Source organism: Salinibacter grassmerensis, from assembly GCF_947077765.1.
GTDB classification, from domain to species: domain Bacteria; phylum Bacteroidota; class Rhodothermia; order Rhodothermales; family Salinibacteraceae; genus Salinibacter; species Salinibacter grassmerensis.
This window is the reverse complement of record NZ_CAMTTF010000005.1, coordinates 57,501-72,837: the sequence shown is the minus strand read 5'-3', so window position 1 is coordinate 72,837 and position 15,337 is coordinate 57,501. Positions and strand designations below refer to the sequence as shown.

Sequence of the window (15,337 nt, the reverse complement as noted above, 5' to 3'; positions counted from 1 at the left end):
CTCTTTTCTCGTCGGTGTACTTCCGTTATTTTCCGTATCTCAGCCCAAGAGTCTCGGGGCGTGTCTCGTATCAGGACGGCCCGGGCGGTCGCGGCCTTTAACCTCTGTCTGGAAAGTGGAGGCCACGTCGCAGGTTACGCGCCGTCCGCCGAAGAAATCTTTGATGCCGTGTTGACCCGAACGGCGTTTGTCTCGTCCCCGGTGCGGACCGGTTTTTGTGCGGGAAATGCGTAGGTTCTCCGAAGACGCTGTCCCGAGAATGAACCGGGCAGGAACTCGTTGCGTTTGTGCGCGACGGTTCTCACGTTGTAATCGTCGCAAGTACCCCCTGCAGTCTTCCGTTCCGTCGGGGCAGCGTCTACACATCTCCAAAGATCGACACGAATTACACCAGTCTGGTATGGACATCACAGTTATTGGTACCGGGTACGTCGGACTTGTCTCGGGCACCTGTTTCGGAGAAATGGGTCACGACGTCACGTGCGTTGACGTCGACGAAGAAAAGGTTGCTCAGCTGTCCGACGGCGAGATTCCGATCTACGAGCCCGACCTGGATCGGTACTTCGAGCGGGCGCGAGCGGAGGACCGGCTCCACTTCACGACGGATTTGTCGGAGGGGCTCACCGACGCGAAGATCGTGTTTTTTGCCCTCCCGACGCCGCCGGGCAAGGACGGCTCGGCCGATCTCTCGTATGTGTTGGACGCGGCGGGCGACGTGGCCGATCTGTTGGTGGAGGCGGACGACCCGGGGCACCGAATTGTCGTCAACAAGAGCACCGTACCGGTGGGCACCGGCGATCGGGTGGAGGATGTATTCGCGGACCGTGGCCTCGAAATCGGGGAGGAGGTGGACGTCGTCTCCAATCCCGAGTTCTTGCGGGAGGGATCCGCGGTGGAAGACTTCCTGAAGCCGGACCGCGTCGTGATTGGTACGGAAAGCGACCAGGCGGCCGAGAAGATGCAGCGGCTCTACGAGCCGTTCGTGCGGCAGGGGAATCCCGTCCTCGTCGTCGACCGTCGTTCGGCGGAGATGATCAAGTACGCAGCCAACTCGCTTCTGGCCACGCGCATCTCGTTCATGAACGAGATCGCAAACGTCTGCGAGCGGGTCGGGGCCAATGTGGACAAGGTGCGCCTCGGCATTAGCAAGGACCACCGCATTGGGCCGCACTTCCTGTACGCTGGCATTGGCTTCGGGGGCAGTTGCTTCCCGAAGGATGTACAGGCCCTCGCCCGGAAGGGGCGGGAGAAGGGGTATGACTTCCAAATCCTGGACGCCGTCCTCGACGTAAACGACCAGCAGCGTCGACGGCTGGCCAAGCAGGTGGAGGACTACTTCGATGGCGATTTGGACGGGCGGCGGATTGCCGTCTGGGGCCTGTCGTTCAAGCCCGGAACCGACGACACCCGAGAGGCACCCTCGCACGTCATCATCAATTACCTCCTGAAGAAGGGGGCCGACGTGGTGGGGTACGACCCCGAGGCCATCGAGACGACAAAAGAGACGTTCGGCGACCAGATCACGTACGCCGATGGCATGTATGAGGCGGTCGACGGGGCGGAGTCGCTTCTGATTTGTACGGAGTGGCACGAGTTTCGCCGGCCGGATCTGGGCGCGGTGCGGGAGCACCTGGAGACCCCGCTCGTCCTCGATGGACGTAACCTGTACGATCCCGCCCGAATGGCCGAGATGGGCTTCAAGTACCACAGCATCGGGCGGCCGAGCTACGCGCCGGAGACCAATCAGGCAGCCATTGAGGAAGCCATCGTCGAAAATGGGCAGCCGTAAGTACGCTGCGCCCTAACGTTTCCTTTCCCACGCTTTTACGCCAACGCTCATGCCCCGCACCCTTATCACTGGCGGCGCCGGCTTTCTCGGTTCTCATCTGTGCGACCGTTTCATCGAGGAGGGCCACTCGGTGATCTGCATGGACAACCTCATTACGGGCGATACCGAAAACATTGAGCACCTGTTCGAGCTTGGACAGGACCGCTTCCGGTTCGTCGAGTACGACGTGACCGACTACCTCCACGTCAACGGCGAGCTTGACTACGTTCTCCACTTTGCGAGCCCCGCCGCGCCGGATGACTACCTGGAGTATCCAATTCAGACGTTGAAGGTGGGCGCCCTCGGCACCCACAAGGCGCTTGGCCTCGCCAAGGCGAAGGATGCCCGCTTGTTGATCGCGTCCACGAGCGAGGTGTACGGCGATCCGCAGGTCCACCCCCAGTCGGAGGACTACTGGGGCAACGTGAATCCGGTGGGCAAGCGGGGGGTCTACGACGAGGCCAAGCGGTTTGGGGAGGCGCTCACGATGGCCTATCATCAGTACCACGGGGTCGAGACTCGCATTGCGCGGATCTTCAATACGTATGGGCCGCGCATGCGCGCGGACGACGGCCGGGCCCTGCCCAATTTCATGTCGCAGGCGCTGCGGGGCGACCCCCTCACCGTCTACGGCGATGGCAGCCAGACGCGCGCGTTCTGCTACGTCGACGACCTCGTGGAGGGCCTCTACCGGCTCCTGATGAGCGACGCGACCGATCCGGTCAACATCGGAAACCCCGACGAGATTACGATCAAGGAGTTTGCCGAAGAGATCATCGAGGTGACCGGGTCGGAGAGCGAGATTACCTACGAGCCCCTTCCGTCCGACGACCCTCAGGTGCGCCAGCCGGACATCTCGCGGGCCAAGGAGAAGCTCGGGTGGACGCCGGAGGTGGACCGGCGGGAGGGCCTCCGCCGCACGTTGGAGTACTTCCGGGCGGAGGTGGAGCTTCCGACGGCCCCCGCCGGCGACTGAGCGACGACGCGTGCGCCTGTGCGGCTCAGAGGGCATCCCCTGCCCCCTCGGTGATCCGGACCACGCGCTGGGGAAGCGGAATGTCGATGCCCGCCTCGGCAAACCGGGATAGGGCCTGCCGATACACGTCGTCCCGGACGGCCCGCTTTCCACGGGGGGCGTCGATCCAGAGAAGCACCTGCAGGACGATGGCGCTGTCCCCGAGCGACGCCACATTGACCTCCGGGGCTGGAGTGTGAAGAACACGGTTGGTCCCCCTAAGAATGTCGTGGAGAAGCGATGTGGCCCGGTCCAGGTCCGTTCCATAGGCCACTCCAATCGTCAATTCGATTCGGGTTTTGTGCTCGGGGAGCATGTGGTTGACGATGATCTCTTTGCCCAGCACGTCGTTGGGGATCATCACGATCTCGTTGTTGCGGGTGCGGATAACGGTCTTGTGGAGGTTGATCTCCAGCACGTCCCCGATGTAATCACCCACCTCGATCCGGTCCCCCACCCGAAAATTCCGATCGGCCGTAAGGGTAACGCCCGCGAGCACATTTGAAAGGATCGTCTTGGCGGCCAGGGCCACGGCCAGTCCGGCAATGCCCAGGGAGGCGAGAAAGGCAGTTACCTCAATGCCCAGTTCGCGCAGCGCAATCAGAAGGCCCGCGATCCAGATCACGTAGATCGCCGTCAGGTCCAACAGCCGCACCACACGCTCGTCGACGTCCGTGTCGGTCCGGCGGGCAAGGGGCAGTCCATATTCGCGGACCAGGTTTTTGACCAGGCTGGCCAGGATCCAGGTGCCCGTGAGCACGAACAGGGCGCGCTGGGCACCGTCCCATTGGCTGAACTGCTCGCGCACCTGAGGAAGGCGATACAGGGCGTAGTTCACCGAGCCGAGGGCGACCAGAACGCTGATCGGAGGGCCGAAAATCCGGAGCAGTATGCCGTCGATCTGGTACCGTCCGCGGTCGGCTCGTCGGCTCAGCCACCGGATGGCATGATACAGTAGGTACGCCCCCAGGCATCCCGCCGCGACGATCGTGAGGGAGACGACGAGGCTCTGAACAGAAATCCCATTCATAAGCGTGTAGGTCCGCGAGGGTGGGCCGAGTGTAGGATGCGTGCCGGAGCCAGAGGCAAAAAAAGCTGGCAGATCCCCCACCTGTGTGTTGAGAGGAGGGGACGTGTAAGAATACACGGAGGCACAGAGACAATCGAGCCCGTTCCCTAAATTGACGATCTTCCCGCCATGCACCACGATGGTTCTCTTCGAACTGGACGGTGGACCTTCCTGAAAGCCCCTCTCGTTTTGGGGACGCTCTTCCTACTGATGGGGGGATGCAACAGTGTAGGTCCCGATACGACCGACGAGGCGGGCTTCGACACCAAAGTGAAAACGCAAACGATCGCGACCGGGACCGTGGATACCGAGAAAATCGACCAGGGGGGATACAGCAACATCGTCGAGGGCACGCGGGTTGTCCTCCGGAGTGAAGAGGACCTCGCTGCCTTCTGGGCGAAGCTGCACGGAGGCTCGAACAGCGCGGGTGGGGACACGCCCCCGGATCCGCCTCAGGTCGATTTTGAGACGCAGGCGGTCGTGGGCATCGTGCTGGGCGAACGGTCAACCGGCGGGCATTCGGTTGACATTGACCGGGTGATGGCCAACGAAGATGAGGGCACGATGCGCGTCGAGTTCACCGAGACCATGCCGGACGACACATGTGCGGTCTCGCAGGTGCTCACGTCCCCGTACGTCCTCGCGACGGTAAATCTGCAGGATGAGCCGGTAGACTCGGACGACGAGGTGACGTTTTCCCGCTCGGAACAGACAGATTCTTGCTGAGCGGGTGGAAGTGGACGAAACAGCTTCCGAGGACGCGCTCCGTACCGACCTCCATCAGAGAGTGGCGCCGACGTGCCGGAAGAGAATCAGGTCGGCTGCCGGGGGCCGACCGAACGAAAAAGCACCGTGACGACGGAGAAGAGGTGGGCCTGCGGTGTAGGCATCTGCGGGCCCACAGATGGTTCCTGAACAGGTGAGGTACGTTTCGCTCGGAGCGGTGACGAGTGTTCTACGACTCTGCCTCGTTCGTCGCGGCCTTCTTTGCGGTCGTCTTGTCGGCGGAGTCCGCCTCTTCCCGGTCCGAGTCGTCGGCTCGGTTCGGGCAGTTCTCGCGGATGCAGTGGCCGTACATGTTCAGCGAGTGGTGCTTGATCTCAAACTCGTAGATGTCGGCCACCATCTCCTGAATGCTCTGGAGCCGCGGGTCGCAGAACTCGAACAGCTCGTTGCAGTCCATGCAGATGAGGTGGTCGTGCTGCCAATAGCTGTAGGCCCGTTCGTACTTGGCCTGGTTCTTCCCGAACTGGTGACGCACCACGAGGTCGCACTCCAGCAGTAGCTCTAGGGTGTTGTAGACCGTGGCGCGGCTCACCTCGGTCCCGTCCTGCTTCAGCCGGACGTACAGCTCGTCGGCGTCGATGTGGTCTTCCGTCTGGTAGATCTCTTCCAGAACGGCGAAGCGCTCGGGCGTCTGTCGCTTGTTGCGCTTTTTGAGGAAGGCCTGGAAGATGGAGCGGACCTCGTCGATCTTCTGTTGGGGAAGGGTCGACATGCCACTGGTGGGCCTGTGTTCGACAGCAGAAGGGGACGTCAGATCGTGGGGCTGAGAGAGCAGGTGCGTCCCCGACGCAGCGGGCCTGCTCACGTTTCAGATGAACCGGTGGCGGTATGGGGGGTTCCGGGGGTGCCGTCCAGCAACGTGCCCACGTCACGCCGAATTTCGGCGTGCAGGGCGTCGATGGACCGGTGTCCATCGAGCCGACGAATGCGGGCGGAGTGCTCGTCGGCGAGCGCATCGTAGGCCGCCGCAACGCGGTGATAAAACGCCGTGTCCTCGGCCTCCATGCGGTCGCCGGCCGCGTCATCTTCGGTGCGCCGAGCACGGGCGGTCTCGGGGTCGGTTTCCACGAGGTAGGTGCGGTCGGGAACGAGGCCGTCCGTCACGCGGTGGTGAAAAGACTGGAGCCACTCCGGGTCGGCGACGTTCCGGCCGGCCCCCTGATAGGCCGTGGTCGAGTCGTAGAAGCGGTCGCAGATGACAATCCGGCCCGCCTCCAACGCCGGACGGATGCGCTCAGTAACCAGTTGCGTCCGGGCGGCCGAGAACAGAAGCAACTCTGCCATCGGATGGACGTTTAAGTCAGGCTCTAATAGAACAGAGCGAACCTGCTCAGACAACTCGGTACCCCCGGGCTCGCGGACGAGAAGGGTCTCGTGCCCGTGCTCCTGGAGGTATTCGTCGAGCCGACGGGCCTGCGTGCTCTTCCCGCTTCCGTCAATGCCTTCGAAGGTAAGAAGCAGCATCGTGACCCCAAGACATGAGAATTGATTTCGTGTCCGAACGGGCATCCGTCCCACGACGACCGGCCGTAGCACGCAGGCGTCGTCTTTGCAAGTTCCTCCGCGGAGGCATTATACTTTAGGAGCGGATGTCGGCCGTGGCCGTCGGCACGACGATTCGGTGACGACCGTGTACACTTCCTACTCACGTACTGGTGTGGTATGAACACGTTCGACTTTGGCTTCGATGACTCCGAGGACTCCTCGCATGAGGACCCCCTCGAAGATCTCGTGGCCGCGTACGAAAATGACCCGTCCGCGTACTTCGACTCCGGCGACCTCGAAGAGATTGCTTCGTTTTACTTCGAGGAGGGAGAGATGGAGAGGGCCCTCGAGGTCATCGACCGCCTCATCGAGCTTCACCCCTATACCTCCGATGCCTGGATGCGGCGCGGCATTCTCCTGAACAACTTGGGCCGCCCGGAAGAGGCCCTGGAGGCCTACGAACAGGCCCTCGACGTGAACCCGACCGACACCGAGACGCTCATTAATCTCGGAATTACGCTCGACAGTCTGGGGCGGGTGGACGAGGCCTTGGAGGCCTACGACGAGGCGCTCTCAATTAACCCGCTGCACGGGGAGGCCCTCTTCAACCTTGGGGTCACGCTGGAGCGGGACGAGCAACTGGAGGCGGCGGTGGAAGCGTTCGAACGGTGTGCAGACGTCTATCCGGAGCACCCGGAGGTGTGGTACGAGCTGGGCTACTGCTACGACCGGCTCGGCGAAGACGAGAAGAGCGTGGAGGCGTACGACAATCACCTCGACATCGACCCGTACTCGAAGGATGCCTGGTACAACCGGGGCATTGTGCTCAACCGGCTGGGTCGCTTCGGGGAGGCGGTAGAAAGCTACGACATGGCCCTTGCAATCCACGATGAGTTTGCCTCAGCCTACTACAATCGCGGCAACGCGGAAGCGAACCAGGGGGACCTGGAGGCGGCCATCGAGAGCTACGAGCGCGTGCTGGAGCTCGAAGGCCCGGACGCGGCGACCTACTACAACCTCGCGCTTGCATACGAGGAGCAGGGCGACCTCCGCGCAGCGCGCACCTACTACGAGAAGACGCTCGACCTCAAATCGAACTATCCGGAGGCGTGGTACGGTCTCGGTTGTTGCTTCGACACGGACGAGCGTCCGGAAGAGGCGCTCGAATGCTTCCGCTACGCCGTGAACCTGGACGCGAACGTGCCGAAGTTCTGGACGGCGCGGGCCGACTGTGCGTACAAGCTGGGGAAGCTCGACGAAGCACTGGAGTCCTACCAGCACGCCGTGCGGCTCGATGAATCGAACGAGCATGCCTGGACGGGCTACGCCGAGACGCTTTTGGAGAAGGAGCAGCCCGAGGAGGCGTTGGAGGCGTACCGGCAGGCCCTGGAGCTCGACCCGAAAAGTGCCAATACATACTTCCGCCAGGCGAAGGCCCTTCTGGCGCTCGGGCGGGCGGACGAAAGCATCCGGGCACTTAAGACGGCCTTTCAGCTCGACCCCGCAAAGAAGGAGGAGTTTCAGAAGGCCTACCCCACCCTTTACGACAACGATCGCGTCCGGCGGCTTCTTGACCTCGATTCGTAGCCCTCCTGTCCGGATTGTTGCAACGAGCGCCGCGTCCGCGCCTGCGGCTTCTTGCCGAATCCACCCGTCCCCTGCATGCCCACCGCCCCGTTCACCTTCGTCCGCTACGTGTTGTACGGCGTGCTGATGGGCGGTGCCGACGTGATCCCGGGCGTCAGCGGTGGCACGATGGCCCTCATCGTCGGCATCTACGAGCGGTTGGTAGGGGGGCTCAGTTCGGTGGTGTCGTTTGGGGGAGCGGCACTACGCCTCGACCGTACGGCTGCTTGGCAACACTGGACGGCGGTGCCGTGGCGTCTCATCGGGCCTCTCCTGGGCGGCATCGTGGTTGCCATTCTTGGGGGGGCGAGGGTGATTCCCCCTCTGATGGAGGCGTACCCGGCGCCCATGCGGGGACTCTTCTTTGGGCTCGTGGCCGCGTCGCTCCTGATCCCCGCCCGTCGCATCGAGCGGGTCACGAGCGTCCGGGTGGGCATCGGCCTCGCCTGTGCCGCCGGGGCGTTTTTCTTGACCAGCCTCCCTGCCCTTGCCGTGTCGGACCCAAGCCTAATTCGGGTCTTCTGTTCGGCCATGGTTGCAATCTGTGCCATGATTCTTCCCGGCGTGAGCGGGGCGTTCTTGCTGGAGGCGCTGGGCATCTACGCCCCCACGCTCGAGGCGGTCAATGCGCTCGATTGGGGGTACGTGCTCACGTTCTGTGCCGGGGCGGCCGTAGGGATCGGCGCGTTTGCGAAACTGCTCGACCTGCTTCTTACGCACCGCCACGACGCGACGATGGCGGCGCTCGTGGGCCTGATTGCCGGGGCGCTCCGGGCCCTCTGGCCCTACGGTGGGGCCGAACGTGTCCTGCGGGCCCCCGAGGCCGGTGAGCCGATCGGGGCGGTCGTGCTTCTCGCCCTGGTCGGGTTTGGGGCCGTGCTCGCGCTCTTGGCCTGGAGCCCATCGGCCGCCGGGAAAAAGCCTACTACCTCCGCTTCGTAGCGTCACGTCCGGGTCTGCCTCGCCGCCGCTCCCCCCGATGCGCTCTCTTCTTCTCTTCGTTGGTCTTGCTGCTGTCCTCCCCGGGCTGGGCGGGTGCGCCACGACACAGCTTCCCGGGGCATCTCCCGCGTCGCGCCTGGACTCTCTCCGGGCCGAGAATGCCACGTTGCGTAGCCGCCTTCGTCGCGTGGAGGACTCACTGAGGTTCCGCGACGACGTGGCGACGGGGCAGTACTACCGCGACCTGCGTGTCCTAAAGGACCGACTGAACCGCCGGACCTACGAGGCACAGATACGCCGGCAGGGAGGGCGCACGGTGCGCGTGCTTCCGGCCGACTCATTGTTCGAGTCCAGCACGGCCACCCTCACGGCGGCGGGGAAAAAGCGGCTCCGGGCCATGACTGGCCACCTGGAAATGGCCTACGCCACGCGGTCGGTCCGGGTCGAGGGGCATGCCGACGACACGCCCTTGAGCGAAGACCTACAGGAACGGTTCGCATCGAACTGGGAGCTCTCGGCGGCGCGGGCCACGGCGGTCGTTCGCTACCTCATTGCCCACAGCGCCCTCGCCCCGTCTCAGTTTGCCGCCCTCGCCTACGGAGCCACGGACCCGGTCGCGTCCAACGCGACGGCCCGTGGGCGCCGCCGCAATCGGCGGGTCCGCATTGCCGTCCTCCCGCCCCCCCAAGACTACTCCCGGTCCGTCGAGACATCCTGGTGAACGGCCCGATACCGTCCGACAAAATGAAGATAGCTCCGCGTCCCGTCCTCGTCCGGGTAGACACCAAAGCCATCGATCCGGTACTCCGGGCCTGTGGGCGTATCGACCACGCGCTCCCGAAAACTCTCGACGACCCCGGTGTCGGTCTTCCGGTGCCAGACGATGGCCCCGTCGGACACCTGGCCGCGATACGTGATGGTCGCGCCGTCGGGCGGGTCGACCTCACAGATCAGCGTCCCGTCGTCGGTCACGTAATTGCGCGCTGTCTTCCGGACGACACGCCCGTCCGGATACCGATCCACCTGGGCGCCCACTTGCACGTCGTCCTCCCATCGGTATCGGTGTTCTGCCGAGAGGGAGTCGACCTGTTCCCCGTCGCGGGCATACACCACAAACGGTCCTCTCCAGTGGCCTGTGAGCGACTCCAGTGCCGCCCGGGGAGACTGTGCTCGTGCGGACCGCCCCTCAACGGCAAAAAGCAGGAGGCCCAGCGTCACGAGCGTTCGCTTCAGCACGTCCCATCCGGTGAGTGGAGGGCGGAAAAGCAGGTCAGCGGCAGGTCCAGATCCGGCCCGATTCCATCCGATACGCATTGGCCAACGTCAGAGTGATGAAACGAGCAGCTCAAATTGTTGGACTCGTTGTCGGCGGGGTCCTCCTCGGCGTCGCCGGGTTTTTCGTCTGGGCGAGTTCCGGGGCGCTGTCCGGGGACGAACTCGCGCAGGTTCGAACCTACACGGCGGAGCCCGACACGACACAGCCGGACACGCTCACGGTGACGACCTATAACATCGGCTACCTCTCGGGCATGAGAAACAACGAGCCGGTGGTGCGCCCCGACAGCCTGTTCTACGCGAATATGGACCAGGCCGTTGGCTTCCTCCAAGAGGCGGCCCCCGACATCGTTGGCCTCCAAGAGATCGACTTCGGAGGGGCTCGGGCCGCACACGTCCACCAGCTCGACACCCTCGCCGCGCGTCTCGGGTACGCGGGCGCGGCACAAGCCGTGAACTGGGACGAGCGGTACCTGCCGTTTCCGTACGGCCGGCCCGCCGTGCATTTTGGGCGCACCCTGTCCGGACAGGCCGTCCTCAGCCACCGTCCCGTGCGGCGGCACGCCCGGACGACACTTCCGCGTCCGTCGCAGCCGTTCTTCCGGGACGCGTTCTATCTTGACCGCCTGGCGCAGGTCGGAGTGGTCGATGTGGGTGGCCACCCGCTTGCGGTCATCAACGTGCACCTGGAAGCCTTTGACGTTGGAACGCGCGAGAAACAGGCCCGCATCGTCAACGACCTCTACCGTCGCCTCGCCAGCAATGGCATCCCGGCGCTTCTGCTCGGCGACTTCAACAGTTCCCTCTCGTCCGACGGGGAGACTGGACAGGCAGGAGCGAAGGATGCGACGATGCAGTACGTGCTGGACGGCACAGACCTGCGTTCGGCCGTCAATACCGCCTCGGCCGACACGGCGAGCGCCACTTATCCGGCCGACACTCCTGCCCGAAAGATCGACCACATCTTCTATCCCCCTCAATTCTTCGAGGTGGTGGGCACGAAGCGATGGTGCGGCGCGCCCCGTCCCCCGTCCGACCACTGCGCCGTGACGGCCTCGCTGCGCCTCACGTCTCCGGCCGAATGGCCGTCCCACGAGGCTCTTCCGTCCCTGGGGGGTCAGTCGAGCAAGTAGCCGACACATCCCTCCGGGACACCGCAGCCCTTGTGCCCGCCCACGATCCCCCAGAAGCCTACGCCGTTTCCAATTCGCGCGCCTGCTCCTCTCCCGAGGCACTCCAGTCGGTGGCCTCGGCCACGTGCTGACACTGGTGGCACCGGATGTCGCGGTTCTGAACCTGGCAGCAGGGGCGCTCGGAGGCCGGCGTCGGGGTCTCCGCGTTCGGCAACTGAAGCTGAGCGGCCGTCATGTCCGCCAGCGTCTCGATGAACTTGGGGTGGCTGTTGAGGCCCGGCATGACCTCGTAGTGCTCCGGGATCGGGGCGCCCTCTTCCTCGAGATCCTCCGGAATCTCGATGGCCAGCTCGTAGCTCGTCTCGATGTGGTCGGTCACGAACGCCACCGGGATGACAAGCACGTTCTCGTCCTCCTCGGCCAGTTCCTCCACCGTGTCGTCCGTCGCGGGCGTCAACCACTCCGAGGGCCCGACCTTGCTCTGGAAGGCCGTGCTGAAGTCGTGGTCGAACCCGCGGTGCTCCATCAGGTGCTTGACCGTCGAGTGGACGAGACAGCAGTACGGGTCCTCCCGGTCTTTCATTTCCGAGAGGGGCGTGCCGTGCGCGCTGAAGAGAAGGTGCACGTCGTCGCGCACATCGTCGGGGAAGCGCTCCAGGCCCTCGTCGATTCGGTCGCTCAGTGCCTCGATGTACTTCGGGTACGTGGCGTACTCGAAGACCGAGGTTGTGGGCCAGGCCGGAATTTCGCCCGCCTTCTCCAGCTCATGCCAGTATACGAGCGAGGCCCCGGTCGTCGTCTTGGAGTACTGGGGATAGAGGGGGAGCAGCACGACCTTGTCGACGTCGTCCTCCTGCATCTGCGCCGCCGCGTCTTCGCTGAACGGCTCCCAGTAGCGCATCGCCATGTACGTTTTAAACGTGGCGCCCGTCTCCGCGGCGTACTGCTCGTTGAGGGTCTGTTCCAGGTTGTCGGCCTGGTCGCGGGTGAGCGGATTGATGGGCGAGCCTCCGTCGTCGCTAATCTCCTTGTAATCCTCCGCGACCGACTTGGACCGGAAGTACGAGATGACCTTGGAGAATGCCTGCCGCACGCGGCCCCGCGCCTGAAAATAAACGACCTCCGAGAAGTCGATGATCGCCGGGTCCATGAACAAATTGTAGAGGAACGGCTCCACGGACTCCTCGCCGTCGGGGCCGCCCAGGTTGAGGAGCACGACCCCTACTGTATCGCCCGACTCCACGCCGAGCTTGGCCGATGGGAAAAACTCCCCCTCCACCAGCCGGGGATCACTGTTGTACTCCTCACGGTCGTAGCGCTGTATAAACTCGTAGGGCGTCATTGGGTACAACGGTCGCTTGGAAAAGGGCTGTCACAGTAGCAAATGAAGAACGAAAGTGCCGGTCGAAAGACTCGACCGGTACCCCGATCGTTGCAAATGCGTTTCGAGATCGTAGCAACGAAGAAGGGGCGGGTTCGGTCCCGGATTCTCCGTCGATCTGGCCCCGACGCAATTGGGGGGGCGGGGCAATAAGAGTCTATTGCCGCGGGTGTACGGGAAAGGAGCAAAAACATCTGATGCGCCACCGGATACGCCTGCTGAGACCCGCGTGTGCTTGCGTCCATCCGGAGTGTGCTCTCCATGATCCTCTCCCGGCGCCGATTCCTTGCCCTTGGTACGGCGGGGGCCGCTACTGTCGCCCTGTACCCCGAACGCGCACTGTCGGCGGTCGGCCGTGCCGAATGGGAGGCCGGCGCTCCTCTGCCCCGAGCAACCCAGGAGGTCTACTGCACGACGTGGAACGGCCAGATTGTAGTCGCGGGCGGACTTCGCTCCGGGGCCGATAGCAATCGCCGGTTCACGACGCTGAAGGAAACAGCCTTCTTCGATCCGTCAACGGAGACGTGGACACGTGGGCCAGCCCTTCCGTCTCCTCGCCATCACATCGTGCTCGCGGAGACAAACGGCACGGTGTATGGGTTCGGGGGGTTTGTGGGGAAGACCCTGCGCGACGGATTCCAGTTCCGGCGCGATATGTACTCGTTTGATGGGGACCAGTGGGCCCGCATCGGGACGATGCCCAGGCCACTTGGCGAGACGGTTGCGCTCGCGGTGGAGGGGCGGGTTCACCTCATGACGGGCAGTCTTCACCCTAACGACGGAGCGTCGGAGGGGGCATCGCGTGCCCACCTGGTGTACGACCCCGGCGCTGACGCCTGGAGCGACGCGCGCCCGGTCCCCACGCGCCGGAGCAGTGCCACGGGGGCGGTCATTGACGGGCATATGTATGTCGTGGCCGGACGCCGGACGGACGGCGGGGTCACCAACCTGGGGGCGGTGGAGCGGTACGATCCGGCGACGGACACGTGGGCCGAATTGCGTCCACTGCCCCAGCCGTCTGGGGGACTGGCAGGGGCTGCGCTCGATGGCATGCTCTATGTCTTCGGCGGGGAGTACTTCTCGGAGGGTGGGGGCGTGTACGAACATACATGGGCGTACGACCCGGACGCGGACGCCTGGACACAACATGTCCCGATGCCGACGCCGCGGCACGGCCTTGCGGGGGCTGCCCTCGAGGGCCACATATACGCCATCGGAGGCAACACTGCCGCCGGCATTGGAGCCGCCACCTCGTCCGCCGTTGAACGCCTGTCTCCCACCGCCAACTGATACGTCTCTCCTCACTTCCCAGCTGCCATGACCATTGACGTTTACGCCGACATCGCGTGCCCCTGGTGCTACGTGGGGCGCGCCCGATTGGAACAGGCGCTCGAGCGGCGCCCCGAACTCGACGCGACCCTCCGCTGGCGTCCCTTCCAACTCCAGCCGGGCCTGCCGCCCGAGGGGCGCGACTTTCGTTCCGTGGTCGAAGAAAAGTTCGGCGACTGGGGCCGCGTGCAGCAGATGTTTGACCGAGTTCGAGAAATGGGCGAAGCGGATGGGCTCAGGTTCGATTTTGAGGCAATCGACGTGGCACCGAATACGAGCGATGCGCACCGGCTCATTCTCTGGGCCCAGGATCAGAGCTCCGGAAGAGAGATGGCCACTGCGCTGTTTCGGGCATACTTCTCGGACGGCCGAAACGTCTCGGTCCCCAGCGTGCTCGTAGACTGTGCCGCGGCCGCGGGCCATGACGCTGAGGCGGCACGGTCGCTGATTGAGGGAAGCGAATGCGCCGATGCCGTTCGCGAGGCACAGCACCGGGCACAGCAAAAAGGCATCACGGGCGTGCCGTGCTACGTCTTCGGCCAAGAACATGCCGTGATGGGGGCGCAATCCGTCGAGGCGTTGGTCGAGGCGCTCGATGCGGCCATGCCGGAAGCATCCGCAAGGGAATAGAGGACGTGGGGGGGCTCGTGGGGTGGGTAGAAGGGGCCTTCGCGGTTTGATCCCTCGCCTTCGACATTCGGCCCGTCATGTCGTACCTTCGAGTCAAGACGGACAACCGTTGTGTTTCGCCTTCTCCTTCATTGTCAAATCGACCACGTCGAGCCAACACATGGGTCGAACGCGCATCATGTCTCCGGAGCGAGTCCGCCGCACGCTCCGGCGCCTTGCCTACGAGATTATCGAACGCAACCGCGGGGCCGAGTCGCTTGAGCTGTTTGGGATACGACGGAGTGGCGTCCCGCCGGCCCGGGTGGTGGCGGACGAAATTGGGGAGGTGGAAGGAAACGCCCTGGAGCCCTACGATCTCGACGTGACGCCCTTTCGAGACGACCGGCCCGACTTGGATCCCCCCGCGGCGGCGCCCCATGACGTGGACGTGACGGGCCGGGACGTGATTCTCGTCGACGACGTCGTGTTTACGGGCCGTACGGCGCGGGCCGCACTCGACGCTATTCTTCAATGCGGGCGCCCGCGTAGCATTCAGCTCGTCGTCTTGGTTGACCGCGGGCACCGGGAGTACCCCATCCAGCCGGACTTTACCGGTCGCCGCCTCCAGACGAAGCACAAAGAAGAAGTCGTCGTAGAGGCCGATGGAGAGTTTGCGGTGTACGTGGAAGATTGAAGAGTCACTTTCCCTCCGGTGCTAGTTGCGGGCCGTGGTGTCCTGCGCAATAGAGTCCGGCTCGGGCACTGCAGTGGAGTCGTCGGTCGTAAAGAGACGGATTTCGGTGCCGGCACGCACCTTTGTGTCTGGGGCACGGCCCTGGCGTTGGACGAAACGCCGAGA

16 protein-coding genes (1 of these 16 running past the window's edge) are annotated in these 15,337 nt (G+C 64.0%); 10 read left to right on the top strand and 6 right to left on the bottom strand.

What is annotated here, in order from left to right; translation table 11 throughout:
- Positions 1-400: 400 nt before the first annotated feature.
- Together OJB03_RS11780 and OJB03_RS11775 are read left to right on the top strand one after the other, a co-directional pair.
- On the top strand, positions 401-1,789 hold the full coding sequence (locus OJB03_RS11780) for a UDP-glucose dehydrogenase family protein (protein WP_263787679.1): 1,389 nt from the start codon (positions 401-403) through the stop codon (positions 1,787-1,789).
- Positions 1,790-1,838: 49 nt separating this feature from the next.
- Positions 1,839-2,804, top strand: coding sequence for a UDP-glucuronic acid decarboxylase family protein (locus tag OJB03_RS11775; protein WP_263787677.1), 966 nt, complete (start codon positions 1,839-1,841; stop codon positions 2,802-2,804).
- A gap of 25 nt (positions 2,805-2,829) precedes the next feature.
- Here the strand turns inward: OJB03_RS11775 and OJB03_RS11770 are convergent, their stop codons facing one another.
- The gene (locus OJB03_RS11770) at positions 2,830-3,873 is read right to left on the bottom strand and encodes a mechanosensitive ion channel family protein (protein ID WP_263787675.1); all 1,044 of its coding nucleotides are present in this window, start codon (positions 3,871-3,873) and stop codon (positions 2,830-2,832) included.
- Between the two features lie 168 nt (positions 3,874-4,041).
- Between OJB03_RS11770 and OJB03_RS11765 the strand changes: the two genes are divergently transcribed.
- Positions 4,042-4,638 carry a protease complex subunit PrcB family protein gene (locus OJB03_RS11765; RefSeq protein ID WP_263787672.1) on the top strand — a complete coding sequence of 199 codons (597 nt, stop codon included), beginning with the start codon at positions 4,042-4,044 and terminating at the stop codon, positions 4,636-4,638.
- A gap of 229 nt (positions 4,639-4,867) precedes the next feature.
- Here OJB03_RS11765 and OJB03_RS11760 read toward each other — a convergent pair whose 3' ends face one another.
- Both OJB03_RS11760 and tmk read right to left on the bottom strand, forming a co-directional pair.
- On the bottom strand, positions 4,868-5,410 hold the full coding sequence (locus OJB03_RS11760; RefSeq protein WP_263787670.1) for a Fur family transcriptional regulator: 543 nt from the start codon (positions 5,408-5,410) through the stop codon (positions 4,868-4,870).
- 89 nt (positions 5,411-5,499) lie between these two features.
- Complete coding sequence (gene tmk, locus OJB03_RS11755; protein WP_263787668.1) at positions 5,500-6,162, bottom strand: dTMP kinase; 663 nt, start codon at positions 6,160-6,162, stop codon at positions 5,500-5,502.
- 198 nt (positions 6,163-6,360) lie between these two features.
- Here tmk and OJB03_RS11750 point away from each other — a divergent pair, with 198 nt between their 5' ends.
- The 3 genes from OJB03_RS11750 (at position 6,361) to OJB03_RS11740 (ending at position 9,472) form a co-directional block, all read left to right on the top strand.
- The gene (locus tag OJB03_RS11750; protein WP_263787666.1) at positions 6,361-7,770 is read left to right on the top strand and encodes a tetratricopeptide repeat protein; all 1,410 of its coding nucleotides are present in this window, start codon (positions 6,361-6,363) and stop codon (positions 7,768-7,770) included.
- A 75-nt stretch (positions 7,771-7,845) separates the two neighbouring features.
- The gene (locus tag OJB03_RS11745) at positions 7,846-8,751 is read left to right on the top strand and encodes a DUF368 domain-containing protein (RefSeq protein ID WP_263787664.1); all 906 of its coding nucleotides are present in this window, start codon (positions 7,846-7,848) and stop codon (positions 8,749-8,751) included.
- A gap of 37 nt (positions 8,752-8,788) precedes the next feature.
- Complete coding sequence (locus OJB03_RS11740) at positions 8,789-9,472, top strand: OmpA/MotB family protein (protein WP_263787662.1); 684 nt, start codon at positions 8,789-8,791, stop codon at positions 9,470-9,472.
- Here OJB03_RS11740 and OJB03_RS11735 read toward each other — a convergent pair.
- A complete protein-coding gene (locus tag OJB03_RS11735) occupies positions 9,442-10,065 on the bottom strand; it encodes a hypothetical protein (protein ID WP_263787660.1) in 624 nt (207 codons plus the stop codon). The two genes, OJB03_RS11740 and OJB03_RS11735, sit on opposite strands and share 31 nt — an antisense overlap.
- A 17-nt stretch (positions 10,066-10,082) precedes the next feature.
- Between OJB03_RS11735 and OJB03_RS11730 the strand changes: the two genes are divergently transcribed.
- Positions 10,083-11,159 carry an endonuclease/exonuclease/phosphatase family protein gene (locus OJB03_RS11730; protein WP_263787658.1) on the top strand — a complete coding sequence of 359 codons (1,077 nt, stop codon included), beginning with the start codon at positions 10,083-10,085 and terminating at the stop codon, positions 11,157-11,159.
- Between the two features lie 58 nt (positions 11,160-11,217).
- On the opposite strand, the gene hemH is transcribed toward OJB03_RS11730, so the two are convergent.
- The gene (hemH, locus tag OJB03_RS11725; RefSeq protein ID WP_263787655.1) at positions 11,218-12,501 is read right to left on the bottom strand and encodes a ferrochelatase; all 1,284 of its coding nucleotides are present in this window, start codon (positions 12,499-12,501) and stop codon (positions 11,218-11,220) included.
- Positions 12,502-12,801: 300 nt separating this feature from the next.
- Between hemH and OJB03_RS11720 the strand changes: the two genes are divergently transcribed.
- From OJB03_RS11720 to pyrR, 3 genes are all read left to right on the top strand, one after another.
- Positions 12,802-13,830: a Kelch repeat-containing protein gene (locus OJB03_RS11720; RefSeq protein WP_263787654.1), complete on the top strand. Its 1,029-nt coding sequence runs from the start codon at positions 12,802-12,804 to the stop codon at positions 13,828-13,830.
- A gap of 27 nt (positions 13,831-13,857) precedes the next feature.
- Positions 13,858-14,499, top strand: coding sequence for a DsbA family oxidoreductase (locus tag OJB03_RS11715; protein ID WP_263787652.1), 642 nt, complete (start codon positions 13,858-13,860; stop codon positions 14,497-14,499).
- Between the two features lie 160 nt (positions 14,500-14,659).
- Positions 14,660-15,172: a bifunctional pyr operon transcriptional regulator/uracil phosphoribosyltransferase PyrR gene (gene pyrR / locus OJB03_RS11710; RefSeq protein WP_263787649.1), complete on the top strand. Its 513-nt coding sequence runs from the start codon at positions 14,660-14,662 to the stop codon at positions 15,170-15,172.
- Positions 15,173-15,193: 21 nt separating this feature from the next.
- On the opposite strand, the gene OJB03_RS11705 is transcribed toward pyrR, so the two are convergent.
- Positions 15,194-15,337 carry the 3' end of a PASTA domain-containing protein gene (locus OJB03_RS11705; RefSeq protein ID WP_263787648.1) on the bottom strand. It continues 723 nt past the right edge of the window, so the window shows 144 of its 867 coding nt (coding positions 724-867); its start codon lies off the right edge, out of view; the stop codon is at positions 15,194-15,196.